At 74.7% G+C, this 23681-nt stretch carries 19 protein-coding genes, 1 pseudogene and 1 riboswitch; of the genes and pseudogenes, 11 read left to right on the top strand and 9 right to left on the bottom strand.

Features of this window, described 5'->3' with window-relative positions; genetic code table 11:
• Window positions 1–51: 51 nt before the first annotated feature.
• The gene (locus tag OG799_RS20510; protein ID WP_406036779.1) at window positions 52–1740 is read left to right on the top strand and encodes a ribonuclease J; all 1689 of its coding nucleotides are present in this window, start codon (window positions 52–54) and stop codon (window positions 1738–1740) included.
• A 184-nt stretch (window positions 1741–1924) separates the two neighbouring features.
• Entirely contained in the window at window positions 1925–3487 is a 1563-nt protein-coding gene (locus OG799_RS20505; protein ID WP_406036778.1) for a S1 family peptidase, read from the top strand.
• A gap of 96 nt (window positions 3488–3583) precedes the next feature.
• Here OG799_RS20505 and OG799_RS20500 read toward each other — a convergent pair whose 3' ends face one another.
• Genes OG799_RS20500 through OG799_RS20490 form a run of 3 tightly spaced genes read right to left on the bottom strand, consistent with a single transcriptional unit; the run spans window position 3584 to window position 6060 of the window.
• Window positions 3584–3874 (bottom strand): YciI family protein, encoded by a 291-nt coding sequence (locus OG799_RS20500; RefSeq protein ID WP_406036777.1) that lies wholly within the window; start codon window positions 3872–3874, stop codon window positions 3584–3586.
• 24 nt (window positions 3875–3898) lie between these two features.
• A complete protein-coding gene (locus OG799_RS20495; RefSeq protein WP_406036776.1) occupies window positions 3899–5584 on the bottom strand; it encodes a YbjN domain-containing protein in 1686 nt (561 codons plus the stop codon).
• On the bottom strand, window positions 5581–6060 hold the full coding sequence (locus OG799_RS20490) for a YbjN domain-containing protein (protein ID WP_406036775.1): 480 nt from the start codon (window positions 6058–6060) through the stop codon (window positions 5581–5583). The genes OG799_RS20495 and OG799_RS20490 overlap by 4 nt, the downstream gene beginning before the upstream one ends.
• 113 nt (window positions 6061–6173) lie before the next feature.
• Here OG799_RS20490 and OG799_RS20485 point away from each other — a divergent pair.
• A pseudogene (locus tag OG799_RS20485) lies at window positions 6174–7649 on the top strand (DNA translocase FtsK 4TM domain-containing protein); the annotation flags it as partial.
• 30 nt (window positions 7650–7679) lie between these two features.
• Window positions 7680–10112 (top strand): FtsK/SpoIIIE domain-containing protein, encoded by a 2433-nt coding sequence (locus OG799_RS20480; RefSeq protein WP_406046351.1) that lies wholly within the window; start codon window positions 7680–7682, stop codon window positions 10110–10112.
• Window positions 10113–10172: 60 nt separating this feature from the next.
• Here OG799_RS20480 and OG799_RS20475 read toward each other — a convergent pair whose 3' ends face one another.
• Both OG799_RS20475 and OG799_RS20470 read right to left on the bottom strand, forming a co-directional pair.
• The gene (locus OG799_RS20475) at window positions 10173–10418 is read right to left on the bottom strand and encodes a hypothetical protein (protein ID WP_406036774.1); all 246 of its coding nucleotides are present in this window, start codon (window positions 10416–10418) and stop codon (window positions 10173–10175) included.
• A 103-nt stretch (window positions 10419–10521) separates the two neighbouring features.
• Window positions 10522–10836, bottom strand: coding sequence for a DMT family transporter (locus OG799_RS20470; RefSeq protein ID WP_406036773.1), 315 nt, complete (start codon window positions 10834–10836; stop codon window positions 10522–10524).
• A gap of 56 nt (window positions 10837–10892) precedes the next feature.
• Window positions 10893–10953, bottom strand: a riboswitch (guanidine-III (ykkC-III) riboswitch).
• 118 nt (window positions 10954–11071) lie between these two features.
• Between OG799_RS20470 and OG799_RS20465 the strand changes: the two genes are divergently transcribed.
• The 7 genes from OG799_RS20465 to OG799_RS20435 all read left to right on the top strand — a co-directional run bounded on the left by OG799_RS20465 (window position 11072) and on the right by OG799_RS20435 (window position 17735).
• A complete protein-coding gene (locus OG799_RS20465; protein WP_406036772.1) occupies window positions 11072–11995 on the top strand; it encodes an ornithine cyclodeaminase family protein in 924 nt (307 codons plus the stop codon).
• A 272-nt stretch (window positions 11996–12267) separates the two neighbouring features.
• Complete coding sequence (gene rimO, locus OG799_RS20460; protein WP_406036771.1) at window positions 12268–13788, top strand: 30S ribosomal protein S12 methylthiotransferase RimO; 1521 nt, start codon at window positions 12268–12270, stop codon at window positions 13786–13788.
• Between the two features lie 77 nt (window positions 13789–13865).
• Window positions 13866–14447, top strand: a complete 582-nt coding sequence (gene pgsA, locus OG799_RS20455) for a CDP-diacylglycerol--glycerol-3-phosphate 3-phosphatidyltransferase (RefSeq protein WP_406036770.1) — start codon at window positions 13866–13868, stop codon at window positions 14445–14447.
• Between the two features lie 170 nt (window positions 14448–14617).
• Window positions 14618–15184, top strand: coding sequence for a CinA family protein (locus OG799_RS20450; protein WP_406036769.1), 567 nt, complete (start codon window positions 14618–14620; stop codon window positions 15182–15184).
• Between the two features lie 237 nt (window positions 15185–15421).
• The gene (locus OG799_RS20445) at window positions 15422–15862 is read left to right on the top strand and encodes a helix-turn-helix domain-containing protein (protein ID WP_406036768.1); all 441 of its coding nucleotides are present in this window, start codon (window positions 15422–15424) and stop codon (window positions 15860–15862) included.
• Between the two features lie 196 nt (window positions 15863–16058).
• Complete coding sequence (locus OG799_RS20440) at window positions 16059–16931, top strand: PspA/IM30 family protein (protein WP_406036767.1); 873 nt, start codon at window positions 16059–16061, stop codon at window positions 16929–16931.
• 24 nt (window positions 16932–16955) lie between these two features.
• Window positions 16956–17735 carry a hypothetical protein gene (locus tag OG799_RS20435; protein WP_406036766.1) on the top strand — a complete coding sequence of 260 codons (780 nt, stop codon included), beginning with the start codon at window positions 16956–16958 and terminating at the stop codon, window positions 17733–17735.
• Window positions 17736–17754: 19 nt separating this feature from the next.
• Here the strand turns inward: OG799_RS20435 and OG799_RS20430 are convergent, their stop codons facing one another.
• The 4 genes from OG799_RS20430 to OG799_RS20415 form a co-directional block, all read right to left on the bottom strand.
• The gene (locus tag OG799_RS20430) at window positions 17755–21363 is read right to left on the bottom strand and encodes a multicopper oxidase domain-containing protein (protein WP_406036765.1); all 3609 of its coding nucleotides are present in this window, start codon (window positions 21361–21363) and stop codon (window positions 17755–17757) included.
• A 165-nt stretch (window positions 21364–21528) separates the two neighbouring features.
• Window positions 21529–22401, bottom strand: coding sequence for a zinc finger domain-containing protein (locus OG799_RS20425; RefSeq protein WP_406036764.1), 873 nt, complete (start codon window positions 22399–22401; stop codon window positions 21529–21531).
• A gap of 143 nt (window positions 22402–22544) precedes the next feature.
• Window positions 22545–22787 carry a CPCC family cysteine-rich protein gene (locus tag OG799_RS20420; protein ID WP_406036763.1) on the bottom strand — a complete coding sequence of 81 codons (243 nt, stop codon included), beginning with the start codon at window positions 22785–22787 and terminating at the stop codon, window positions 22545–22547.
• Window positions 22788–22831: 44 nt separating this feature from the next.
• Window positions 22832–23617, bottom strand: coding sequence for an S-adenosyl-l-methionine hydroxide adenosyltransferase family protein (locus tag OG799_RS20415; protein ID WP_406036762.1), 786 nt, complete (start codon window positions 23615–23617; stop codon window positions 22832–22834).
• Between the last annotated feature and the right edge of the window lie 64 nt (window positions 23618–23681).

Here is a 23681-nt window from a genome sequence, read left to right as displayed (position 1 = left end):
CGAACGACACGATGGACGCCGGCTGACGGCGTCGCAGATTGAGGTGGACGCGTGACCGAGGCGCACTTCGAGGGTGAACTGCCCCCGCCGCTGCCGGAGGGCGGCCTGCGGATCATCCCGCTCGGCGGACTCGGCGCCATCGGCCGGAACATGACCGTCTTCGAGTACGACGGCAAGCTGCTGATCGTCGACTGCGGGGTGCTCTTCCCCGACGTCGAGCAGCCCGGCGTGGACCTGATCCTGCCCGACTTCGGGCCGATCCTGGACCGGCTCGACGACGTCCAGGCGATCGTGCTCACCCACGGTCACGAGGACCACATCGGCGCGGTGCCGTACCTGCTCGCCCACAAGTCGGACATTCCGCTGGTCGGGTCCCAGTTCACCCTCGCCCTGGTCGAGGCGAAGCTGGCCGAGCGGCGGATCCAGCCGTACACGCTGACCGTGCGAGAGGGTGGCAAGGAGCGGCTCGGCCCGTTCGAGCTGGAGTTCTTCGCCGTCAACCACTCCATCCCCGACGCGCTCGCGGTCGCCATCCGCACGCCGGCCGGCCTGGTGCTGCACACCGGCGACTTCAAGATGGACCAGCTCCCGCTGGACGGCCGGATCACCGACCTGGCCGGCTTCGCCCGGCTCGGCGCCGAGGGTGTGGACCTGCTGCTGTCGGACTCCACCAACGCGGAGATCCCCGGCTTCGTCACCCCGGAGCGGGAGATCGGGCCGGTGCTGGACTCGATCTTCGTTAAGGCCAAGGGGCGGATCATCGTCGCCTCGTTCGCCTCCCACGTGCACCGGGTGCAGCAGGTCTTCGACTCGGCGGCCGAGCACGGCCGCAAGGTCGCGCTGATCGGCCGGTCCATGGTCCGCAACATGGGCATCGCCCGGGACCTCGGCCTGCTCAACATCCCGGCCGGCCTGGTCATCGGCATCGAAGAGGCGACCACGCTGCCGCCCGAGCAGATCGTGCTGATGTCCACCGGCTCGCAGGGCGAGCCGATGAGCGCGCTCGGCCGGATGGCCAGCGGCGACCACCGGCACATCACCATCGCTCCCGGCGACACGGTGGTGCTGGCCTCCTCGCTGGTCCCCGGCAACGAGACCTCCGTCTACCGGGTGATCAACCGGCTGGCCCGGGCCGGCGCGGTGGTCGTGCACAAGGACGTCGCCAAGGTGCACGTCTCCGGCCACGCCCCCGCCGGTGAGCTGCTCTATCTGCTCAACGTGGTCCGCCCGAGCAACCTCATGCCGGTGCACGGCGAGTGGCGGCACCTGCGCGCCCACGCCCGCCTCGGCATCGAGTCCGGGGTCGCCGCGGACCGCGTGGTGCTCTGCGAGGACGGCGACGTGGTCGACCTGGTCGAGGGCCGCGCCAGCCTGGTCGGGCACGTGAAGAGCCGGTACGTCTACGTCGACGGGCTCGCCGTCGGCGACGTCAGCGAGTCGCTGCTCACCGAGCGGCGGATCCTCGGCGACGGCGGCTTCATCGCCACCACCGTCGTGGTCGACTCGGTGACCGGCAAGGTGGTCGCCGGCCCGACGCTGTCGGCGAAGGGCTTCTCCGAGGACCCGGAGGCGTTCAACCCGGTGATCCCGCTGGTCACCGAGGCGCTCAACCGGGCCGCCGCGGACGGCATCACCGACCCGCACCAGCTCCAGCAGATCGTCCGGCGCACCGTCGGGCGGTGGGTCAACGACGCGTACCGGCGGCGGCCCATGATCGTTCCGACCGTGGTCGAGGTCTGACCCCACCCGCTCCGCACGCCGGTCCACCGTCCGCGGTGGGCCGGCGTCGTCACGCTCCGGGTACGCCCCGACGTACCGCAACCACGCTCGGTCGATCGTCGTCGGTCGCTTCAACCGATCGGCGTCCGGCTCCGTACTCCGCTCCGGCAGGCGTACCCCGCGCCGGCCGGGAGGAGCGTGGCGGATGGACCGCAGACGGATCACAGCCATCGGCGTACTGGTGGCGGCGGCGGGAGCGGCGGCGGCGGTGACCCTGCCGTCGTTCGCCGGGGAGGGCGCGGCGCCCCGCGGCGGTGCGCCCGCGGCGTCCGACGGCGTCGGCCCGGAGGTGGTCGACGCCATGAGCCGCGACCTCTCGCTGAGCCGGGAACAGGCCGTGAAACGCCTGAAGACCGAGCGCTGGGCGGCGGGCACCGTCGCCCGGCTCCGCACCGAGCTGGGCGAGGACTACGGCGGCAGCTGGCTCGGCGCCGACGGTGCGACGCTCACCGTGGCGGTGGCCGACCCGGCGCGGGCGGCGACGGTGCGGGCCGCCGGCGCGGTGCCGAAGCAGGTCGACCGGGGCGTCCGCGAGCTGGACGCGGTGAAGGGCCGGCTCGACTCGGCGGGCGGCAAGGCCGGCCCGGCCGTCTCCGGCTGGTACGCCGACGTCGCCACCAACTCGGTGGTGGTGCTCGCCCAGCCGGGCGCGGAGGCGGCCGGCCGGCGGTTCGCCGAGGCCAGCGGGGTGCCCGCCGGCTCGGTCCGGGTGCGGGCCGCCGCGGAGGCGCCCCGCCCGCTGTTCGACGTCCGGGGCGGCGACGCGTTCTTCATCAACAACGCCGGCCGCTGCTCGGTCGGCTTCTCCGTGGTGGGCGGCTTCGTCACCGCCGGGCACTGCGGCCAGCCGGGCGACCGGACCACCGGCGCCAACCGGATCGCCCAGGGCACCTTCATCGCCTCGTCGTTCCCCGGCGACGACTGGGCGGTGGTCGAGGTCAACGGCGAGTGGACGCCGCAGGGCGTGGTGAACGACTTCAACGGCGGCACGGTGCCGGTGAACGGCTCCACCGAGGCCCCGGTCGGCGCCTCGGTCTGCCGCTCCGGCTCCACCACCGGCACCCACTGCGGCGTGATCCAGGCCAGGAACGCCACGGTGAACTATCCGGAGGGGACGGTCACCGGGCTGACCCGGACGGACGTCTGCGCCGAACCGGGCGACTCCGGCGGCGCGTGGCTCTCCGGCGACCAGGCGCAGGGGGTCACCTCCGGTGGGTCCGGGGACTGCACGCAGGGCGGGGTGACCTTCTTCCAGCCGGTCAACGAGATCCTCCAGCGCAACAACCTGACCCTGGTCACCGCGAACGGCCAGGCCGACCCGGCCGAGCCGCCCGCCGGGGGTGGCGCCACCGCCCCGCCCGCGACAGCCCCGCCGAGTACCCCGCCGGCCGGTGACCCGGCCGCGTGCACCGGCCAGGTGAGCCGTACCGGGCAGCTCGCCGCCGGCCGGGCGCAGCTCCAGCCGGACGGCCGCTGGTTCCGTGCCGACACCGGCACCCAGGAGGCCTGCCTCGCCGCCCCGCAGGGGGTGCTGGCGGCGCTCGAGCTGCAACGGTTCACCGGCACCACGTTCCGGACCGTGGCCAGCGCCGACACCTCCGACGGGGCGGCCCGGCTGACCGCCGACACCCCGGCCGGCGTCTACCGCTACCGGGTGGTCGGGCTGGACGGCGCCGGCAGCTACACGCTGGCGTTCTCCGCCCGCTGACGACGCCGGCACCGCGGACCGCGGCCCCCGTCCACCACCGCCCGGTGGCCGGGGGCCGCGCCGCGTCCGCGCCCCGGTGGAAGGTGGTCGGGCCGGTCAGCCCTCGCGCATCCGGTCCAGGCCGTCGGCGACCCGGCTCGCGACGAACTCGGTGACCTCGTACCCGGCGACGCCGCGCGTGGCGAACGGGTCGGTGGCCAGCCTGCGGTCCAGCTCCGCGCGGTCCACACCGCCGGCCAGGATCACCCCACCGGTACGCGGCACCCGACGACCGGAGGCGAGGAAGACGCCGTCGGCGTACTGGCGGTCGAGCCAGGCCAGGTGGTCGGGCAGGGCCTCGTCGACGCGGGCCAGGTCGGTCAGGTACGTCAGGGTCACCACGAACACTCCGCGAATGCTAGACCGGCCCGGTCAGGCGAGCGCCGCCACCGCCTCGGCGTACCCGACGCCGGTGGCCACCGTCGCGTCGACCAGCACGTCGAGCTGGACGGGAGCCACCCCGTACGCCAGGTCGGTGGTGACGTCCCCGGCCAGCAGCAGCTCGCCGGAGTCCAGTTCGTGCACGTACGCCTTGGGTAGCAGCCGGTCGTGGTTCCAGGCGTTGCAGAACGCGTACGCCTCGGCGTGCCGGGCCGCCGGCAGCCGGCGGGCCGCGACCACCCGGGCGTGCAGGATCTCCCCGCGCCGCCCCAGCCGGCGGTACCGGATCACCGCCTCGCCCCAGCGGCCCACCACCGTGCCGTCCGGCTCCACCGCGTACCCGTCGCCGCGGCGGTCCAGGGCAGCGGTGATCAGCGACAGCCCCAGCGGGGTCACCTCCTCGTCGGCCGGCCCGGTCGGTTCCGCCGGTTCGTCCGGCCACTCGTCGGGCGCGTCGTCGGCGGGCAGCGGCACCGGCTCGGCCACCGGCCGCTCGGCCAGCCAGGAGGCGATCCGGCCGGACTGGTGGCCGGTGCCGTTGCGGGCGTCGAAGCTGCCCGCCAGCTCGGTCGCCGCCGCGAGCAGGTCCGCGCCGAGCGCCGCCACGTCCACCTCGGCCGCCAGCCGGGGACCGTGCCCGGGGCGGTGCAGGCGCCGCCCGCCCTGCCCGGCCTCGGCGGCCAGGGCGCAGAGCAGCGCGCCGGCGGCGGCGAACTCCATCGCGGACAGGTCGTCGTACGGGTGGTCCAGCCGGGGCAGCTGCTCGGCGAGGAGGTCCAGCCCTCGGTCCAGGTGCCCGGCCAGCGCACAGAACCGCAGGTGCGCGGCGAGCTGCGGGAAGGCGGCCCGTTCCCGCCGGTGTCGCCGGTACGCCCGCACGTGCGCCCGGGCGGCCCGTTCCGGCTCGCCGCCGCGCAGCCACGGCAGCAGCGCCGCCGCGAGGGCCCGCTCCGGCTGGTCGGTGCAGCGCACCTCGCCGGCGAACACCGGCCGCAGGGCGTCCAGCGCCGCCGCGTGCTCGCCCCAGCCGACCAGCAGTTCGGCCCGGCGGGCCGGGGCGCACCCGGGGCAGCCGCCGGCCGCATCGGGCCCGGCGGCCGACCGCGCCGAGGCGCGGGGCGGCGTCGGACGCGCCGCGCCGGATCGGTCGTACGACTGCTCCGACTCGCCGCGTGTCGGGGGCGCCGAGGAGGCGCGATCGTCGCGCCACCGGTCGTACTCCCGGCGCGCGGCCGGCTCGTCGCCGAGGTGGTCGGCGAGCCGGCAGCGCAGCTCGGCGACCGGCTCGACGCCCGGGCCGAGCCGGTCGGCGAGGTCGTCCAACAGGGACCGGGCCTGGTCCAGGCCCACCCGCGGGGTGCCGAGGGACGCCTCGACCGCCTGCCGCTGGTGGCGTAGCAGCGTCTCGGCGGCGTCGGGGTGGCCGTCCAGCAGCCCGGGCGCCCGGTCGACCGCCGCCCGGCTGCGGCGCACCTGCTCCACCAGCCGCCAGCGCTCCCCGTGGTGCAGGTACGCCTCGATCAGCGCGAGCCGGGCGGCCAGTCCGGTGCCCGGGTCGCTGGTCGCGTCGGCCTGGGCGGCGATCCGTTCAAGCTCGGCGAAGCGGGCCTCGCCGTCGGGCAGGTCCCGGGCGTCGGCGAGCGCCTCGGCCAGCCCACGGTCCCGGGAGGTGGTCACCGGTCCGACCCGCCGGGCAGGTCGCCGACGGCGGCGGCGAGCTGGCAGCCGGTGGCGATGCCGCGGTCGATCAGCTGGTCGAGCTGGTGCGGGGTGACCCCGCGTTCCAGGTCGGTGGTCACCTCGCCGCAGATCTGGGCGAGCCCGTCGTCGGCGACGTGCACGAACGCCTTGGGCCAGAGCCGGTCGTGGTTCCAGGTGTTGCAGAAGGCGTACAGGTCCGGCACGTGCTCGATGCCGAAGCGGGGCGCGGTGACGGTGCGGACCTGGAGCAGCTCGCCCGCGGCGCCCCGGCGGAAGAACCAGATCAGGCTGTCCTCCCAGCGACCCACCAGGCCGCCGTCGGCGTCCTCGGCGACGGTGTAGCCGCGGTTGGCCAGCACCGCGCCGATCAACTGCCTGGTCAGCGGCCGTAGTGCCTGCGGGTGTCCGGCCAGGGGGCCGTCCGGACCGTCCTCGATCTCCGGCGACGCCATCGGGCATCCCTTCTGAGGCGAATAACACAACGGACGGCGCGGTCCGTGCTGCGACGCGCGGACACGACCCGGAAAAGCGCCGATCTGCCGGGTGACGCCGTTACGGTGACTGTATGGCGGGCCGTACCTCTCAGGCGAGCCGGCGGCGCGGCGCGTCGCCGCGCGGCACCACGAACAGCCGTGCCCGCCAGCCGGCGAAGAAGACCACCCGGGCCAAGGCCCGGCGGCGGCCCGCGGCCCGGCCCGGCCCGGCGGTCTACGTCGGACGCGCGGTCGGCGCCGTCTGGATGGTACTGGCGCACGGGGTGGGTTGGGCGGTCCGGGCGGCCGGCCGGCAGGCCGCGTCGGCCCGCGACCTTGATCCGGAGCATCGCCGCGACGGCGGCGGGCTGCTGCTGTTCGGCTTGGGCATCCTCACCGCGGTGGCCATCTGGTTCGGTGCCGCCGGGCCGGTCGGCGCCCGGCTGGCCGACACCGTGCGGCTCTTCCTCGGCGCGATCGCGATCGTCGTGCCGGTGCTGCTGATGATCGGCGCCTGGCGGCTGATGCGCACGCCGGCCGACCCCGAGCACCGGGGCCGCGGCCTGGTCGGCTGGGGTTCGATGCTGCTCGCCACGGCGGCGCTGCTGCACATCGGACAGGACCCGGTGGACTCCGTGCAGCGGGACTACGCGGGCGGCCTGATCGGCGCGGGTGTCGGCGACCTGCTGGAGACGGCGATCACCGCCTGGGTGGCGGTGCCGCTGCTGATCCTGCTGCTCCTCTTCGGCCTGCTGGTGGTCACCGCGACCCCGATCAACAAGATTCCGGAGCGGCTCGGGCTGCTCGCCGGCATCCTGGTCGCGGCCCCGGCCAGCGACGAGGCCGAGGTGGTCGAGAAGCCGGCCCGCAAGCGGCCGGCCAAGCGCATGCCGCCGCCGCTGGACCCGGACGACCCGGACGGCGACTACGACGGCGTCGACCTCCAGGACACCCTGGTCATCCCGCGCAAGTCCCCGGCGAAGGTGCCCGCCACCCGCAAGCCGGTCGAGCCGCCGGAGCACTCGCCCGCGCCCACCCGGGCCGAGCAGCTCGCGCTCACCGGGCTGGCCGGCGACTACACTCTGCCGCCGGCCAACATGCTCAGCGGCGGGGCCGCCCCGAAGACCCGGAGCAAGGCCAACGACGAGGTGATCGCGGCGCTGACCGGCGTCTTCGAGCAGTTCGACGTGGACGCCGCCGTCACCGGCTTCACCCGGGGCCCGACCGTCACCCGGTACGAGGTCGAGCTGGGCCACGGCGTCAAGGTCGAGCGGATCACCCAGCTCTCCCGCAACATCGCGTACGCGGTGAAGTCGCCGGACGTGCGGATCCTCAGCCCGATCCCGGGCAAGAGCGCGGTCGGCGTGGAGATCCCGAACACCGACCCGGAGAACGTCGCCCTCGGCGACGTGCTGCGCTCCCGGGCCGCGACCAGCGACCACCACCCGATGGTGGTGGCGCTCGGCAAGGACATCGAGGGCGGCTACGTGGTGGCCAACCTGGCGAAGATGCCGCACATCCTGATTGCCGGCGCGACCGGCGCGGGCAAGGCACTGGCCCTGGACACGCCGATCCCGACGCCTGACGGATGGTCCACCATGGGAGCCCTCCAGGTTGGCGGGAGGGTCTTCGACGAGCAGGGCCGAGCCTGCACCATCGTCGCCGCCACCCCCGTCATGTATGACCGCCCCTGTTACGAGGTGGAGTTCTCCGACGGCACCGTCATCGTCGCCGACGCTGAGCACCAGTGGCAGACGACGACGAGGGCGGGCCGGACTCAGCGAACCCACCGGTGGAGGGATGGTTCGTACTGGTCCGCGGATGACGTGAAGCGGGTGGCGACACAGGCGGACAAGGTGCTGGCGGAGGCCGATCGCCCGGTGTCGACTGACGAGATCATCGCGGATGTCGGCCAGCAGTTCCGAAACGTGCTGTACCGGGTCGTGCGTGGGTTGCCCAGGGAGGCGGAGAGCGCGCTGACCAGCTACCTGCGGGGTGGTCGCGAGGTGACCCGCCGGGTGCCCACCTATTCCCGTCACCGGGTCTACCAGGCGTTGCATGAGATCGTCGCGGATCCGGGACGATCAGGTCGGCGGCGTAGCTTCGACGACCGCCCAGTCACGACGGCAGAGATAGCAGCGTCGCTACGGGTGGCCGGGCGGAGCGAATCGTGGGCCAATCACGCGGTGGCGGTGTGCGGGGCTCTCGACTATCCAGAGCAGGATCTACCGATCGCTCCGTACACCTTGGGCTGCTGGTTGGGTGACGGCACCACCGGGTCGGCCGGCTTCACATGCGACGAGGAGGAGCTGCTGGACAACATCCGTCTGGATGGGTATGTCGTGACGAAGCACGCTTCCAGCCGGATGCAGTACACGATCTCGAACAGGCCGGAACGGGAACGGCGAGTCGCCGAGGCGGTGGAACTGGCCACCGGGGGCGTGAGCCTCGCTCGGGCGGCGCGGCAGTTCGGGGTCGGCCTCTCCGCGGTGTGTCTGGCAGCTCGGGGTCGGACCAGGCTCCGGCGGCCGAGCCGCTCCGAACCGGACACTCCTCCCCGTGACCGTTACCGGACGCTGCGGCAGTTGTTCCGTGAGATCGGTACGAAACACATCCCCGCCAGCTACCTGCGTTCGTCAGAGCAACAGCGGCGGGCACTGCTGGCAGGTCTGCTGGACACCGACGGAACGGTTTCCAGGCAAGGCGGCGTCGAACTTGCGCTCACGAACGAGCGTCTGGCCCAGGATGCTCTGGAGTTGATCATTGGGCTCGGTTATCAGGCGACACTGACGACGAAGCGGGTGAAGGGCCGGAACGAGTCGACCTCCACCTGCTACCGGATCCACTTCACCCCGGCCGACAAGGTCTTTCGGCTAACGCGCAAAGCGAGCCGTCAAGTGGTTCGTACGCGGCCGACGACCTCGCGGCGCTACATCATGGACGTCCGGCCGATCGCCTCGGTACCTGTCCGATGCATCGAGGTCGACAGTCAGAGTCACCTGTACCTGGCCAGTCGCGCGTGCATCCCCACGCACAACTCCAGTTGTCTGAACACACTGCTGGTGTCGGTCCTGACCCGCGCGACGCCGGACGAGGTGCGGCTGCTGCTGATCGACCCGAAGCGGGTCGAGATGACCGGCTACGAGGGGATCCCGCACCTGGTCACCCCGATCGTGACCAACGCGAAGAAGGCGGCCGACTCGCTGGACTGGGTCGTCCGCGAGATGGACATGCGCTACGACGACCTCGCCGCCAACGGGGTCCGGCACATCGACGACTTCAACCGCAAGGTGCGCAACGGCGAGATCAAGGCGCCGCCGGGCAGCGAGCGGGAGATGCGTCCGTACCCGTACCTGCTGGTGATCGTCGACGAGCTGGCCGACCTGATGATGGTCGCGCCACGCGACGTGGAGGACTCGGTCGTCCGGATCACCCAGCTCGCCCGGGCCGCCGGCATCCACCTGGTGCTGGCCACCCAGCGCCCCTCGGTCGACGTCGTCACCGGCCTGATCAAGGCGAACGTGCCGTCCCGGCTGGCGTTCGCCACCTCCTCCCTCGCCGACTCGCGGGTGATCCTCGACCAGCCCGGCGCGGAGAAGCTGCTCGGCCGCGGCGACGGGCTCTTCCTGCCGATGGGTGCCTCCAAGCCGGTCCGGATCCAGGGCGCCTGGGTGACCGAGCGCGAGATCCATGACGTGGTGAAGTTCTGCAAGGACCAGCGCGAGCCGGAGTTCCGCCCGGACGTGCTCGCCCCGGCGCAGGACAGCAAGAAGAAGATCGACGAGGACATCGGCGACGACCTGGACCTGCTGGTGCAGGCGGTCGAGCTGGTGGTCACCTCGCAGTTCGGCTCGACGTCGATGCTCCAGCGCAAGCTGCGGGTCGGCTTCGCCAAGGCGGGCCGGCTGATGGACCTGATGGAGACCCGGGGTGTGGTCGGCCCGTCCGAGGGCTCCAAGGCCCGGGACGTGCTGGTCAAGCCGGACGAGCTGGAAGAGGTCCTGGTCGGCCTGCGCGGCGGCGAGGAGTAGGACACACCGACGCGACAAGGCCCGCCGGATTCCGGCGGGCCTTGGTCGTGGGGCGGTGGGTCAGGAATTCATCAGGGCGGCGCCGATGACCATGCCGAGGATCGCGCCGACCACGCTCGCGGCGGCGGCGTACCAGCCGAGCGGCTTGTCGCCGAGGACCGCGCCGACGATGCCGAGGATCAGGCCGGCCAGGCCGAAGAACGGCGGCAGGAAGAAGACCGCGATGACGGCGAAGACGAAACCCAGGATGGTGCAGATGCGCGCGGCGCTGCTGCGGGGGCGGGCGGTGGCGTGGATGTCGGCCATGGTGTCCTCCGTGAGTAGACCCTTCGGTGGGTGATCGGTGTCTACCCACCCGGCGCTCGCGCTACGCATCCGGTGCGGCACCCCGCGAGGTGGGCGGAATCGGTCAGTGGAAGACCTTCAGGCCCACGACGCCGGCCACGACCAGGAGCAGACAGACGATCCGGGGCAGGCCGGCCGGCTCGTGCAGGGCGAGCATGCCGACCAGCGCCGTGCCCACCGCGCCGATGCCCACCCAGACCGCGTAGCCGGTGCCGACCGGGATGTCGCGCAGCGCGTACGCCAGGCCGGCCATGCTCAGCACCAGGGTGACCGCGGAGACGGCGGAGGGGAGGGGGCGGCTGAACCCCGAGCTGCGGTCGAGGGCGATCGCCCACGCCGTCTCGAGGAGTCCGGAGAACACCAGCACGATCCAGGCCATGGCGGTCACCTCTGCGGGGCGGGCCCGGCCACCGGGCCGGGACGAGTCGGTCGTCGTCCGGGGCGTCTTGGCCTGTCCGGGTACGCCCACGACTCGTCCGGGGCGGCCCGGCGGTACGCCGGTGGGGGCCGCCGAGGCCGACGTTAGCACCGGCGGGGCGGGGCGGCCGCCGGTGCGGTGACGAACCCCACCACCGGTGGCTCTCAACCTCACTTCAGGTTGCAGGATGGGGCCCATGACGCTGCTCTTCTCCGACGAGGACGTCGCCGCGACCCTGGACGCCGCGGTCACCGTCGCCGCGATGCGCGACGCGCTGCTGGCCGCGTACGAGGGTCGGCTGGTCGCCCCGCCCCGGGCGTCCGCGTCGCTCGGCGGCGGCCGGATGGTGCTCACCGCCGGCCACCTCACCGGCGAGTGGTACGGCTTCCGGTCGTACGACACCTTCGGGCACCCGGAGAGCGGGCAGCTGGTCGTGCTGCACGACGGGCGGACCGGGGCGGTGCGGGCGATCGCGGTCGGCGAGGAGCTGGGCTCCCGGCGCACCGGGGGACTCGGCGGGGTGGCCGTGGACGCCCTGGCCCGCCCCGACGCGGCCACCCTCGGCGTGGTCGGCTCCGGCCGGCAGGCGTGGACGCAGGTGTGGGCCGCCGCCGCGGTGCGCCCGCTGCGCGAGGTGACCGTGCACAGCCGCTCGGCGGCCCGGCGGGAGGCGTTCGCCGCCCGGGTCCGCGCCGAGCTGGGCGTGCCGGCCCGGGCGGTGGGGTCCGCCCGCGCGGCGGTCGCCGGCCGCGACGTGGTGGTGCTCGCCACCACCAGCACCAGCCCGGTGCTCGACGCCGCCGACCTCGCCCCGGGCACCCACGTCAACACCGTCGGCTTCAAGCAGGCCGACCGGCACGAGTTCGGCACCGACCTGCTGGACGTCGCCGACCTGCTGGTCACCGACTCGCCGGCGCAGGCGGCCGCGTACGCCCCGCCGATGCTCGCCGCCGTCGAGCCGTACGCCGGACGGCTGCGCGACCTGGGCGCGGTGCTGGCGGGGGCGGTCCCCGGCCGGACCGGCGCGGACCAGATCTCGGTCTTCTGCTCGACCGGCCTGGCCGGCACGGAGGTCTTCCTGCTCGACCGGCTGGCCCGGGTGGGCGCGGCGGCCCGCTGACGCCAGCCCGCCCGACCGGCGTTCGGCCGCGGGATGCGGCACATCGCGGGTTCCGGCCCGCCGGGCAGCGCGACATGCCGCGAGTCGGCCGCCGGCGCGACCGGGAGTGGTCGGACGCTGTGAGCCGGCCGATGCCGGCGGCCTGCCGTCGCGGGCTACCCGGTGCGGCCCGGTACCCTCGGATGGTGTCTGCCACCTCCGCTTCCGACAACTCCAGCTCGGCTGGCGGCCATAATTCGGCCTCCGCGCCGCTAGGCGGCGCTCCGGACCGAATGAAGGCCGGTCTGGCGCCGCGTCGCGATCTGGAGCTGTCGTCCGCCGCCGACGGCCGCCGCGTCGCCCTGCTGACCCTGGGCTGCGCCCGTAACGAGGTCGACTCGGAGGAGCTGGCCGCCCGGCTGCACGCCGACGGCTGGCAGGTGACCACCGACGGCGAGGGCGCCGACGTGGTGGTCGTCAACACCTGCGGCTTCGTGGAGAAGGCCAAGCAGGACTCGATCCAGACGCTGCTCGCCGCCGCCGACACCGGCGCCAAGGTGGTCGCCGCCGGCTGCATGGCCGAGCGGTACGGCCGCGAGCTGGCCGACAGCCTGCCCGAGGCGCAGGCGGTGCTCAGCTTCGACGACTACCCGGACATCTCCGCCCGGCTGAACGCCGTGGTGGCCGGCCAGGCGATCGACGCGCACACCCCGCGGGACCGGCGCGAGCTGCTGCCGCTCACCCCGGTGAAGCGGCGCGCGGCGGCGGTCTCGCTGCCCGGCCACGGCACCCCGACCCGGGTCGCCGCCGAGACCGACGAGCACACCCCGGCCCACCTGCGGCAGGTGCTGCGGCACCGGCTCGACACCGGCCCGGTGGCCTCGCTCAAGCTGGCCAGCGGCTGCGACCGGCGCTGCGCGTTCTGCGCCATCCCCGCCTTCCGCGGCGCCTTCGTCTCCCGTACGCCGGACGAGCTGCTCGCCGAGGCGGAGTGGCTGGCCAAGACCGGCGTCCGCGAGCTGGTGCTGGTCAGCGAGAACTCGACGTCGTACGGCAAGGACCTGGGCGACCCGCGGGCGCTGGAGAAGCTGCTGCCGCAGCTCGCCGCGATCGACGGCATCGTCCGGGTACGGGCCAGCTACCTCCAGCCCGCCGAGACGCGGCCCGGTCTGGTCGAGGTGATCGCCACCACGCCCGGCGTCGCGCCCTACTTCGACCTGTCGTTCCAGCACTCCAGCGAGCCGGTACTGCGTCGGATGCGCCGTTTCGGCTCCACCGACCGGTTCCTGGAGCTGCTGGCCTCCGCCCGCGCGCTGGCCCCGGCGGCGGGCGCGCGGAGCAACTTCATCGTCGGCTTCCCCGGGGAGACCCGGGCGGACATCGACGAGCTGGTCCGGTTCCTGACCGAGGCGCGGCTCGACGCGATCGGCATGTTCGACTACAGCGACGAGGACGGCACCGAGGCCGCCGGGCTGCCGGGCAAGGTCTCCGCCGCCACCATCAAGCGCCGGTACGACAAGCTCAGCGCGCTCGCCGACGAGCTCTGCTCGCAGCGGGCCGAGGAGCGGATCGGCTCGACGGTCGAGGTGCTAGTCGACTCGGTCGCCGACGGTGTGGTGGAGGGGCGGGCGGCCCACCAGGCCCCGGAGGTCGACGGTTCGACCACCCTGGTCGCGCCGGACGGCGGCGGGGTGGACCTGGCCGCGCTGCGCCCTGGTGACCTGGTCCGGGCCACGGTCACCGCGACCGAGGGTGTGGACCTGGTCGCCGTACCGGATGAGATGATCTCGGCGGCGCCCGGCGCGGCACGGTGACGGCGGGTCCTGACGGAGCGGGGGTGCCACGTGGTGCGGTGCCAGGGACACCACGCCAGCCGGAGCGGGGTGCGGCGATGATCGGAGCGGAGTCGACGGTGGTGGCCCGGGTGCCCGTGGTCAACGCCGCGAACGCCTTGACCGCGTTGCGGCTGGCGCTGGTCCCCGTCTTCGCGGTGACCGTGGTCGCCTCGGGCATGACGCACGCCGGCTGGCGGATGGCCGCCTGCCTGATCTTCGTCGTCGCCTCGGTGACCGACCTGGTGGACGGCTGGATCGCCCGCCGGTTCAAGCTCGTCACCTCCGTCGGCAAGGTGGCCGACCCGATCGCCGACAAGGCGCTCACCGGGGCGGCCCTGGTGCTGCTCTCCTGGTACGACCTGCTGCCCTGGTGGGTGACCGCGGTGATCCTCGCCCGCGAGCTGGGGATCACGGCGCTGCGCTTCTGGGTGATCCGGCACGGGGTGATCGCCGCCAGCCGGGGCGGCAAGATCAAGACCGCGCTGCAGATCCTCGCCATCACCTGGTATCTGTGGCCGATGCCGGCGGCCCTGGCCGCCGTCGGCGCCTGGATCATGGGCGCCGCCGTGATCGTCACGGTCCTGACCGGCTTCGACTACATCGCCCAGGCCGTCCGCCTCCGCCGCCCCACCGCCTGACCCCCACCCCCTCCCGCGCGCGTGGCCGTCCGGGCCCGCGCCGATGATCATGAGTCGTTGTCCGCCGGCTCGGCGGGTCGTGGCGATACCTTCACGGTCGACGGCCGGGGACGGACGATGGGTGGGCGGCGCGGGTGAGTAGGGCGCGGACGGCGGGGAAGGAAGCGGGCATGGGGACTGACGCGGGGACGGAGGCCAGGCACGAGCGGACCGCCGGTAGTCCGGCGGCGGGCGTGGTGCACAGCCTGCACGAGCGGCACGAGACGTTGGCCACCGTCGAATCCCTCACCGGCGGGCTGCTCTCCGCCTCGATCGTGGAGATCGCCGGGGTGAGCGGCGTCTACCGGGGCGGCCTGGTGGTCTACGCCACCGAGCTGAAGTCCGAGCTGGCCGGCGTACCGGCGGAACTGCTCGCCGAGCGCGGGCCGGTCGACCCGGACGTGGCGGTCGCGCTCGCCGAGGGCGGGCGCCGCCGCTGCGGTGCCGACTGGGGGCTGGCCACCACCGGGGTGGCCGGGCCGGAGCCGCAGGACGGCAAACCGGTCGGCCTGGTGTACGTCGCCGTGGCCGGCCCGGCCGGCACGGACGTGCAGCGGCTCGACCTGGACGGCGGCCGGGACCACATCCGCTCCGCCGCCGTGATCGAGGCGCTGCGGCTGCTGGCCGAGCGGATCCGCGACGCCGACCAGGCCGACGGGGCGCGGGCCGCCGACCCGGCGGGGGCGGGTCGCCGGTGACCCCGGCCGCGGCACGGCACCCGACCCGCCCGACGGCGGGTGCGCCGCCGACCCCGCCGGCGGGCACCGGTGTGGGTGGATCGGCGGGATTCAAGGGGCGGGGCGGGATGTCGCCGGGCCGGCCAACGGGTACGGTTGCGGGAAGGCTCCGACGGCCGACGTCGGCGCCGGGGGCGGCCGCCGCGTCCGGCGCGGCACGCCGGGTCGGAGATGGTTGTCCCGTCAGGGGGAGGTGCGATGGTCCTGCTACGCCGTGTGATCGGTGACGCACTTCGGGCGCGCCGGCAGGGGCAGCACCGCACCCTGCGCGAGGTCTCCTCCGCCGCCAACGTGAGCCTCGGCTACCTCTCCGAGATCGAGCGCGGCCAGAAGGAGCCCTCCAGCGAGCTGCTGGCCGCCATCTGCGACGCGCTCGGCGCCCGCCTCTCCGAGCTGCTCCGCGAGGTCAGCGACACCGTCGCCCTGGCCGAGCAGATGCCGGGGGTGCTGGTCCCGGTGGTCGACGAGCCGGCGCCGGTCCCGGCGGCCGCCGTCCGCAAGGCCACCAACCGGGGGGTCCGCCAGGTCACCTCCGACGGTGCGGTGGCCGTCCAGGTCCGCCAGGACTCGCCGCTCAAGGCCACGCTGCGCAGCACCCGGGTCCGCCCCAAGGACCGGGACGTGGTCTGCGCCGCCTGAACCGCGCGCCCGCGCACCGTGGCCGGGGTGGCCCCCGCCGCGTAGGGTTGATCAGGGTTGTGTGACCGCCCCCTCGCCGTACCTATGCCGGGCTGGCGTCGGACTGGGACGATGGGGGCACGCCGCGCGGCCCGCCGGTCGGCCCCGCCCGGCACGGTCGAGGCGGAGCGACGCTACTTGAGGGGACAACGCGGAGATGGCTAACCCGTTCGTCAAGGGTTGGAAGTACCTGATGGCGCTCTTCGGCGCGAAGATCGACGAGCACGCCGACCCGAAGGTGCAGATCCAGCAGGCCATCGAGGAGGCCCAGCGGCAGCACCAGGCGCTGGTCCAGCAGGCGGCCGCCGTGATCGGCAACCAACGCCAGCTGGAGATGAAACTCTCCCGGCAGATGTCCGAGGTCGAGCAGCTCCAGGCCAACGCCCGGCAGGCCCTCGTCCTCGCCGACCAGGCCCGGGCCAAGGGCGACGAGGCCGAGGCCGGCCGGTACGAGCAGTCCGCCCAGCTGCTGGCCACCCAGCTGGTCTCCGCCGAGCAGGCCACCGAGGACCTGAAGACGCTGCACGACCAGGCGCTCGGCGCGGCCGCGCAGGCCCGCAAGGCGGTCGAGAACAACTCGATGATCCTCCAGCAGAAGCTGGCCGAACGGACCAAGCTGCTCAGCCAGCTCGAGCAGGCCAAGATGCAGGAGAGCGTGGCCCGCTCGCTGGAGTCGATGTCCTCGCTGACCGCCCCCGGCAGCACCCCGTCGCTGAACGAGGTGCGGGACCGGATCGAGCGCCGGTACGCCACCGCGATGGGTCGGGCCGAGCTGGCCGGCAACTCGGTCGAGGGCCGGATGCTCGAGATCCAGAAGGCGACCCTCGACTCGGCCGGATCGGCCAGACTGGAGCAGATCCGGTCGAGCATGGCCGGCGAGCAGCTCACCGGCCGGCAGGAGCGGCCCGCGGTGGCGCAGGCCGGCGAGAGCGCGCCGGCCACCGACCCGGCGGCCGCCGCCCGGCTCGACGAGATCCGGGCCAGCATGAGCCGGGAACGCGGCACCGGGGACAGCACCGCCGCGAGCTGACCCGGACGGGGCGAGGAGGCGGGAATGGCAGACGAGCGAGCGCGACACTTCCGCCGGCTGCGCCGGTTGCGGCGCTCCGCCCGGCGGTGGAGCGTCCTGGCCGGCGGGCTCGGTGGCGCCGCGGCCGTGCTGACCCCGTACGCCGGGATCGGCCTGCCGGACGCGGCCTGGGCCGGCGCCGCCGGCAGCGCCATCGCGGTCGCCGCCTGGCGCTGGATCGACCTGCGGGCGCTCGCCGCCGTGCCGGCGCCCCCGGCGCTCGACCCGGCCGAGGCCGCCGCCCGGTCCCGGGCCCGGCTGCTCGCCGCCGTCGAGCGGCTGCCCGTCGGCCCCGGGGTGCTCGCCGAGGTGCGCCGGGTGCGCTCCCGGCTGGCGCTGCGCGGCACCTCGGCGGCCGAAGCTTGGGCCCGACTGGACCGGGCCGCCCTGACCCTGGCCGGGATGACCGGCCGGCTGACCGGGCTGGCCGAGCCGGCCCTGCGGGAGGCGGCCGACGCCGACCGCTCGCTGCGCGACCTGGCCGGCCGGGTGGCCAGTGTGGAACGCGCGCTGCGGCTCGCCCCGGACGAGGCCCGGGCGTCGCTGGCCGAGGCGCACGGCACCCTGGTCGCCCAGTTGGACGCCGGGGTGTCCGCGTACGAGCGGCTGGTCGTGGCGGCGGCCGGCTACGTCGCCGAGGACGCCCGACCGACCACCGAGCACCCGGCCGCCGCCCGCCTCACCGAGGCGACCGACCTGCTGCACGGGGTGGCCGCCGCACTCGCCGAGTTGCGGACCGCCGGCATGCCCCTGCGCACCCCCTGAGCCCCGGCCCGGGCCCGGCTCACGCCGGGGTGGTGACCGGGATCGGGCCGGTCCAGGCGGAGGTGCCCACGACGTTGAACGACCGGATCCGGTAGTGGTAGGTGACGCCCCGGGCCAGCCCGGTGTTGGTGAAGCCCCGACCGGTGACGGTGAAGGTGGCCAGTTCCTCGCCGAACGCCGCGTCGAGCGCCCGCTGCACCACGAACCCGGACCCCGGGCCGGTGGGGGTGCTGGCCGACCAGTTCAGGATCACCGTCGCGGTGTCCGGCGTGGGGGCGGTGGCGGTGGCGCTCACCGTGCCCGGCGTCCCGGGCCGGGGTGGGGTGGTCACGGTGGCGACGGTGGACCAGGGGGACGCCGCGCCGAGGTAGGTGGTGCGGACCCGGTAGTAGTACGTGGTGTCCGGGGCGACGGCCGGGTCGACATGGTTGTCGCCGACCGCGATGGCGGTGGTGCCCGGCCCGCTGGTGAAGGTCGGGTTGGTGGCCCGCTGCACGTCGATCCCGGTGGCGAACGAGCGGTTGGCCCAGCGCAGCGCCACTCGCAGCGGCGCGGCCGGCGGGACCGCCGCGGTCAGCCTGGCCGGCGCGGTGAGCTGCACCGACGCCGGGACGCTGTTCGACCAGGCCGAGCAGCTCACCGCGTTCTCCGCCCGGATCCGGTAGTGGTAGGTCACCCCGGGGGTGACCGTGGCGTCGGTGTACCGGGTGGCGGCGGCGGCCACCGTGATCTCGGTGAGCCCGGCGGTGAAGGTGGCGTCGGTGGCCCGTTGCAGCAGGTGGCTGGTGGCCGGCGGTCGGCTGCCGTTGCCGGTCCAGGCCAGCGCGATCGCCGGCAGCGCGGTCGCCGAGCCGGGCGCCGGCGTGGCGGTCAGCCCGGTGGGCGCCTTCGGGGCCACCCGCAGCACCAGCGGCCGGCTCATGCCCTGGTCCCGCAGGCCCGCGGCCCGGGTGTGCCAGCGGTACTCCCAGCCCAGGTTGACCAGCTGGTTCACCACCGTGGCGGGCCGCCCGTCGAGCGGGCTGACCGGCGAGGCGTCGAGTCGGGCGCCGGCCGGCCGGGTCGGGTCGAGCAGTCGTACGCTGTCGCCGATCTTGAACGGCAGGGTGGGCGGCACCGGGCGCAGCGCCACGATCAGGTCCTCCCGGGGGTTGACCCGGACGGTCTCCTTCCAGCCCAGCTCGTTGGCGTCCGGCGGGCGGACCGTGCCGTCCCAGCCGACCCGGTTGACCAGCTGCACGTCGCAGCCCTCCAGGTGCACCGGATGGGTCTGCGGGGCGTCGCCGACGATCCGCCAGAGCTGGGTGCCGTCGGCCGGAGCGCCCACCGGCACCGTCGGGTCCGCCGCGAAGAGCACCTCGGTGGCCGGGTCGGCGGGACCGAGCGGCAGGGTGGCCGGGGCGAGCGGGCCGGCGTGCGGGTGGCCGACGCCGAGCCGGCCCACCGCGCGGCCGTGCCGCGGCTCGAAGACCTGCCCGACCGACTTCACGGCGAGCGGGAGGGTGACCGGGGCGACGGCGCCCGGCGGGGTGAAGCTGACCGAGGTGGCGCGCGTCGGCACCAGCGTCTCCCGGGGCGTCCGGGTGCTGAACGCCGGGTCGTACGCCGGTTGCGGCACGATCGGCGGGCGTTGGCTGGTCGCGTACGCGCCGGGGAGGCGCTCGGCGAGCCGGGCGACGTCGTACCGGGGCGCCGGGGCGCCGGCCACCCGGATCTGGAGCAGGGTCCGGGTGTTCGGGCCGTAGCCGGGACGGCTGGGCGGGAGCCCACCGGCGGCCGTGCGGTCCGGGGCGTCGGTGTGGTGGTCGTACCGGGGGTCGAAGCGGGGCAGCGGGGCGGGGCAGTCGTTGTAGAGGATCAGCGTGGCGCCCGGTGGAACGGTGGAGAAGTCCACCACCACGTCGGCCCGCTCCCCGGGGGCGAGCAGCAGGGTGTGCCCGTCCACGTTGAGCACGGTCGGGTCCTGCCGGTCGTACCGGTAGCCGACCGGCCGGTTGGGCAGCACCACCGGGGCGGGCAGCAGGCCGCACTCGTTGCCGATCTGGATCAGGTCCGGGCCGGCCGCCCGGGGGTCCGGCACCCCGCCGTCCCGCCCGTCGGTCGGCCAGGACGCCGGCCGGTCCGCCGCCCGGACCGCCGCGACCATCGGCACCTCCCCGGCGTCCGGGTCGGCCGGGCCGCCGCCGTAAGGCCACAGCGGGCCGTCCGAGCGGGCCCGGTAGAGCTGGAGGTTGAGGCTGCGGTCGGCGCAGGCGTTGAGGATCCGGAACCGGTACGCCCTCGGCTCGACGGTCAGGTACGGGTAGGCCGCCCCGTTGACCAGCACGGTGTCCCCGTACGCGGCGGGGACGGCCGACGGGTGCGGCACGCCCGGCGTCAGCGGCGGCTCGTCCGGCTCGGCGACCACATCGTGGTGCGGGTTCGGCACCGGGGCGACCCACGGGCTGCCGCCGCCGTCGGGGTCGTGGGTCCACGGCCCGTAGTCCCAGCGACCGGTCGGGTTCGTCCCCTCGGTCCGGTACGGGTTCTGCCGGGGTTGGTAGACGTGCGGGTGCCAGAGGTTGCCCTTGGCGCCCCAGCGGTCCCGGTCCCAGGTCGGGTCCTGCGCGGCGAGCTGGTCGTCGTCCGGCACGAAGGTCTTGTCCTGGATCACCAGCGGCAGCTGGTCGGCCGGCAGCACGCCGTCGGCGACGAGCCGCTCCTCCGCCGGATCGGTGAGCAGGTAGAGCGCCAACTGTCCGGAGTAGACGGTGAGCCGGGACAGGCCGACGGTGTTGTCGTGCAGCCACATCAGCCGGCCGCTCTGCTCGTTCGGGAAGTAGAGCGTGGTGGCGCCCGCGCCCGGCGGCGGCATGTCCGGCACCGGCGTCACCCCGGCCCCGGTCGGGTACGGGGTGATCTCGCCCGCCGGGGTGACCCACCGCCACGGGTTGCCCGCGCTGATCCAGGCCGTCTGGGCACCGGCCAGATGCGGCGCCGCGCGGTTCTGCGGATACGGCGCCGGCCCGTCCAGCGGGCCCACGCCCGCCCCGTCGACCGTCTCGTCGACCGGCAGGAAGAGCTCTCCGGCCCGGCCGGTGGGGAGCAGGTTGATGAACTTGATCCGTACCGGCCGGCCGCGCCGGGCCCGGATCAGCGGCCCGAGGTGCCAGGGGCGGTCCGGCGGGGCCACCGTGTTGTGTCCGGACGGGTCGGTGCCGAGGTTGAGCTGGCGGTAGCCGCGCAGCCGGGTGGCCGGCAGGTCCCGGTGCAGCCGCTGGGTGTACTCCTGCACCCCGATCTCGTAGTAGTCGCAGCCCGGCCAGGTGATGGTGTCCGGCACCGCCACCGGCAGGTGGGCCCCCAACCCGTTGCGGCCCAGCGGCCCCGGCAACGGGAGCGCGTCGACGAACTTGCGGATGCCGGTGCCGGGCACGGCCCGGCCGTGCCGGTCCACGACCGGCAGCGGGCTGCCCGCGAAGTTCGGCACCGGACCGAAGCAGCGCGGCACGGCGGCCGGGTCGAGGCTGGCCGGCGCGGGGCCGCCCGGCTCGCCGTTGCGGGCGGCGGGCACGGTCGGGGCGTGGTCCTCGTCGGTGCGGACCGCGCGGTCCGCCCAGCTCGGCCGCAGTCTGCGGAACAGGGCCATGGCTCTCCCCGGGATCGGGGCGCGACGGCCGCCACTCCGGCGTGACGGGCGGACGCCCTGTTGACGATCGGTGAGCACTCCACCGCAGCATGCGACGTGTACGTCGGCAGAGGGAACTGCCCAATCGTCCCTATCTCGGGCGATCTTGACCGGTTCGTGGAAGTTCTACGGTGTGGCGGGTCCGGGGCGTTCCGGCTGGCAGGCCGGGCACCAGTAGGTGACCCGCTCACCCAGCTCCTCCTTGCGGATGGCGGTGCCGCAGCGGCGGCAGGGCTGCGCCCGGCGGCCGTACACGTAGCTGGTCTGCCCGCGGTGCAGCGAGCCGGTGGTGCTCTGCGTCCACCGCCCCCGGTTGGCGGCCAGCAGCCGCTGCGCCAGGGTGACCGTTCCGGTCAGGTCGGGCACCGCGCCGACCGGCGTCCACGGGGAGACGCCGCGCAGGAAGAGCACCTCGCACTTGTAGAGGTTGCCGACGCCGGCCAGGTTCCGCTGGTCCAGCAGCGCCTCGCCGATGGTGGCGGCCGGCTGCGCGGCCAGCCGGCGGACCGCCTCGGCCGGGTCCCAGTCCGGGCCGAGCAGGTCCGGCCCGAGGTGACCGACCAGCGACTCCTCCTCGGCGGTCGGGATCAACGCCAGCTCGTGCAGGTGGTACCCGACCGCGACCGCCCCGGCGGTGCGGAGCACCACCCGGATCAGGTGCGCCGGTCGGGCCACCCACCGCTCACCCGGCGCGTACGCCCGCCAGGCGCCGTCCATCCGCAGGTGCGAGTGCAGGGTCCAGTCCCGCCCACCGCCGGAGGCACCGCCCGCAGCCGTCCCGTCGGGCCCGGGCGTGCCGTCGGGTCCGGGGGTGCCGGTCGGGGCGGTGAGCCGGAGCAGCAGGTGCTTGCCGCGGCTGGCCGACTCGCGGACGGTCCAGCCGGTCAGGTCGGCCGCGGCGAGCTGCGGCACCCGGAAGTCGGAGCCGGTGAGCCGGGCACCGGCCAGCGCCCGCTGCAGGACGCGGGCGGTGTTCCAGACGGTGTCGCCTTCGGGCACCCCGCCATCCTCCCTCGCCTGAGGGGAAGCCGCAGGTGTCGCTGTGGGTGGCGAAGTGCCCTTCGATGGGCATGCGGGGCGACTGCCAGGTGGTGACCGCCGCTGGCCCGCGTCCCGGCCGGGCCCGCCGGCCGGTCGTCGGGTCAGGGCCGTTCGTCGGGGCGGGCCGAGCGGACCATGTCCTGGTAGCGCGGGTGGCTGGCGCCGTAGACGGCGAAGTTCAGCCGGGCGTGGGTGAGGCTCAGGTCGCCGTTGGGGCCGCCGCGCACCACGTCGGCGTCCACGTCCGCCTGGCCGTCGTCCGTCCAGAAGCAGACCGGGCAGGTGCCGCCGCCGGTCCGGGACGCGCAACACGGACAGACGACAGGAACCCAGTGCTCACCCACCGGAGCAGCATTCCACACTCGAGGTCGGCCGGGGAGTCGTGATCTCAGTCGCCGGTCACTGACAGGACGTCCCCGGGGCGTACGGCGAGCAGATCGACCGCCCGGCCGTCGCGTACCGCCACCGCCACCAGGTCGGCCGAGTCGACGTGGACGACCAGGTCGCCGACCGCGGCGTCGCCGAAGGTGCTCCCGCGTACCGCGGGCCGGCCGCCCACCCGGATCCGCTCCGGGAGCTGTTCCAGCAGCTCACCGGGGGCGGCGAGCTGGACGTTGCCGAAGTGGTCCACGGTGAGCACCTCGGCGGCGAACCCCGCGCCGGTCCGCCGGACCACCGGCGCCGGCAGTCGGACCAGGGTCGCCGGATCCACCGCCGGGCCGGCCCCGACCAGCGGCGCGCCGAGCGCGAGCCGGGCGGCGACCGGGGCGAAGACGTCCCGCCCGTGGAAGGTGCGGGAGACCGTGGGCGCCAGCCACTGCGGGTTGGTCAGCTCGACGGCGCCGGTGATCCCGCCGAGGGCGTCGGCGGCGCCGAGCAGCAGTCCGTTGTCCGGCCCGACCAGCAGCCCGCCAGGGGTGGCCAGGGCGACGCCCCGCCGGCCGGTGCCGACGCCGGGGTCGACCACCGCGACATGCACCGCCGCCGGCAGGTACGGCACGGTCTGGGCGAGCACAGCCGCACCCCGGCGTACGTCCGCCGGCGGCACCAGGTGGGTGACGTCGATCACCCGTACCGCCGGCGCGATTCGGGCGATCATGCCATGGCACACCGCCACGAAACCGTCGGCGAGACCGTAGTCGGTGGTCAACGAGATGCAGGTGTAGCCGCCCATGTCGGCAGGCTAGTGTCCCGTGTCTGAAGTGATTTAACGGTTGATGGCATCGACCTCTTGAATC

It is taken from the genome of Micromonospora sp. NBC_00898 (assembly GCF_045207895.1).
GTDB lineage: Bacteria > Actinomycetota > Actinomycetes > Mycobacteriales > Micromonosporaceae > Micromonospora.
The sequence above is the reverse complement of the archived record's forward strand: the minus strand, read 5'-3'. Positions and strand labels throughout refer to the sequence as shown.

What these genes read in the sequence shown, in the direction of transcription:
- OG799_RS20505 (WP_406036778.1), top strand. Translation starts at nt 1,925, where the DNA reads ATGGACCGCAGACGGATCACAGCCATCGGCGTACTGGTGGCGGCGGCG.
- OG799_RS20490 (WP_406036775.1), bottom strand. Translation starts at nt 6,060, where the DNA reads ATGGCGTCGCCGGAGATCGAGGACGGTCCGGACGGCCCCCTGGCCGGA.
- OG799_RS20480 (WP_406046351.1), top strand. Translation starts at nt 7,680, where the DNA reads ATGGGAGCCCTCCAGGTTGGCGGGAGGGTCTTCGACGAGCAGGGCCGA.
- OG799_RS20475 (WP_406036774.1), bottom strand. Translation starts at nt 10,418, where the DNA reads ATGGCCGACATCCACGCCACCGCCCGCCCCCGCAGCAGCGCCGCGCGC.
- OG799_RS20470 (WP_406036773.1), bottom strand. Translation starts at nt 10,836, where the DNA reads ATGGCCTGGATCGTGCTGGTGTTCTCCGGACTCCTCGAGACGGCGTGG.
- OG799_RS20465 (WP_406036772.1), top strand. Translation starts at nt 11,072, where the DNA reads ATGACGCTGCTCTTCTCCGACGAGGACGTCGCCGCGACCCTGGACGCC.
- rimO (WP_406036771.1), top strand. Translation starts at nt 12,268, where the DNA reads ATGAAGGCCGGTCTGGCGCCGCGTCGCGATCTGGAGCTGTCGTCCGCC.
- pgsA (WP_406036770.1), top strand. Translation starts at nt 13,866, where the DNA reads ATGATCGGAGCGGAGTCGACGGTGGTGGCCCGGGTGCCCGTGGTCAAC.
- OG799_RS20450 (WP_406036769.1), top strand. Translation starts at nt 14,618, where the DNA reads ATGGGGACTGACGCGGGGACGGAGGCCAGGCACGAGCGGACCGCCGGT.
- OG799_RS20445 (WP_406036768.1), top strand. Translation starts at nt 15,422, where the DNA reads ATGGTCCTGCTACGCCGTGTGATCGGTGACGCACTTCGGGCGCGCCGG.
- OG799_RS20440 (WP_406036767.1), top strand. Translation starts at nt 16,059, where the DNA reads ATGGCTAACCCGTTCGTCAAGGGTTGGAAGTACCTGATGGCGCTCTTC.
- OG799_RS20435 (WP_406036766.1), top strand. Translation starts at nt 16,956, where the DNA reads ATGGCAGACGAGCGAGCGCGACACTTCCGCCGGCTGCGCCGGTTGCGG.
- OG799_RS20430 (WP_406036765.1), bottom strand. Translation starts at nt 21,363, where the DNA reads ATGGCCCTGTTCCGCAGACTGCGGCCGAGCTGGGCGGACCGCGCGGTC.
- OG799_RS20415 (WP_406036762.1), bottom strand. Translation starts at nt 23,617, where the DNA reads ATGGGCGGCTACACCTGCATCTCGTTGACCACCGACTACGGTCTCGCC.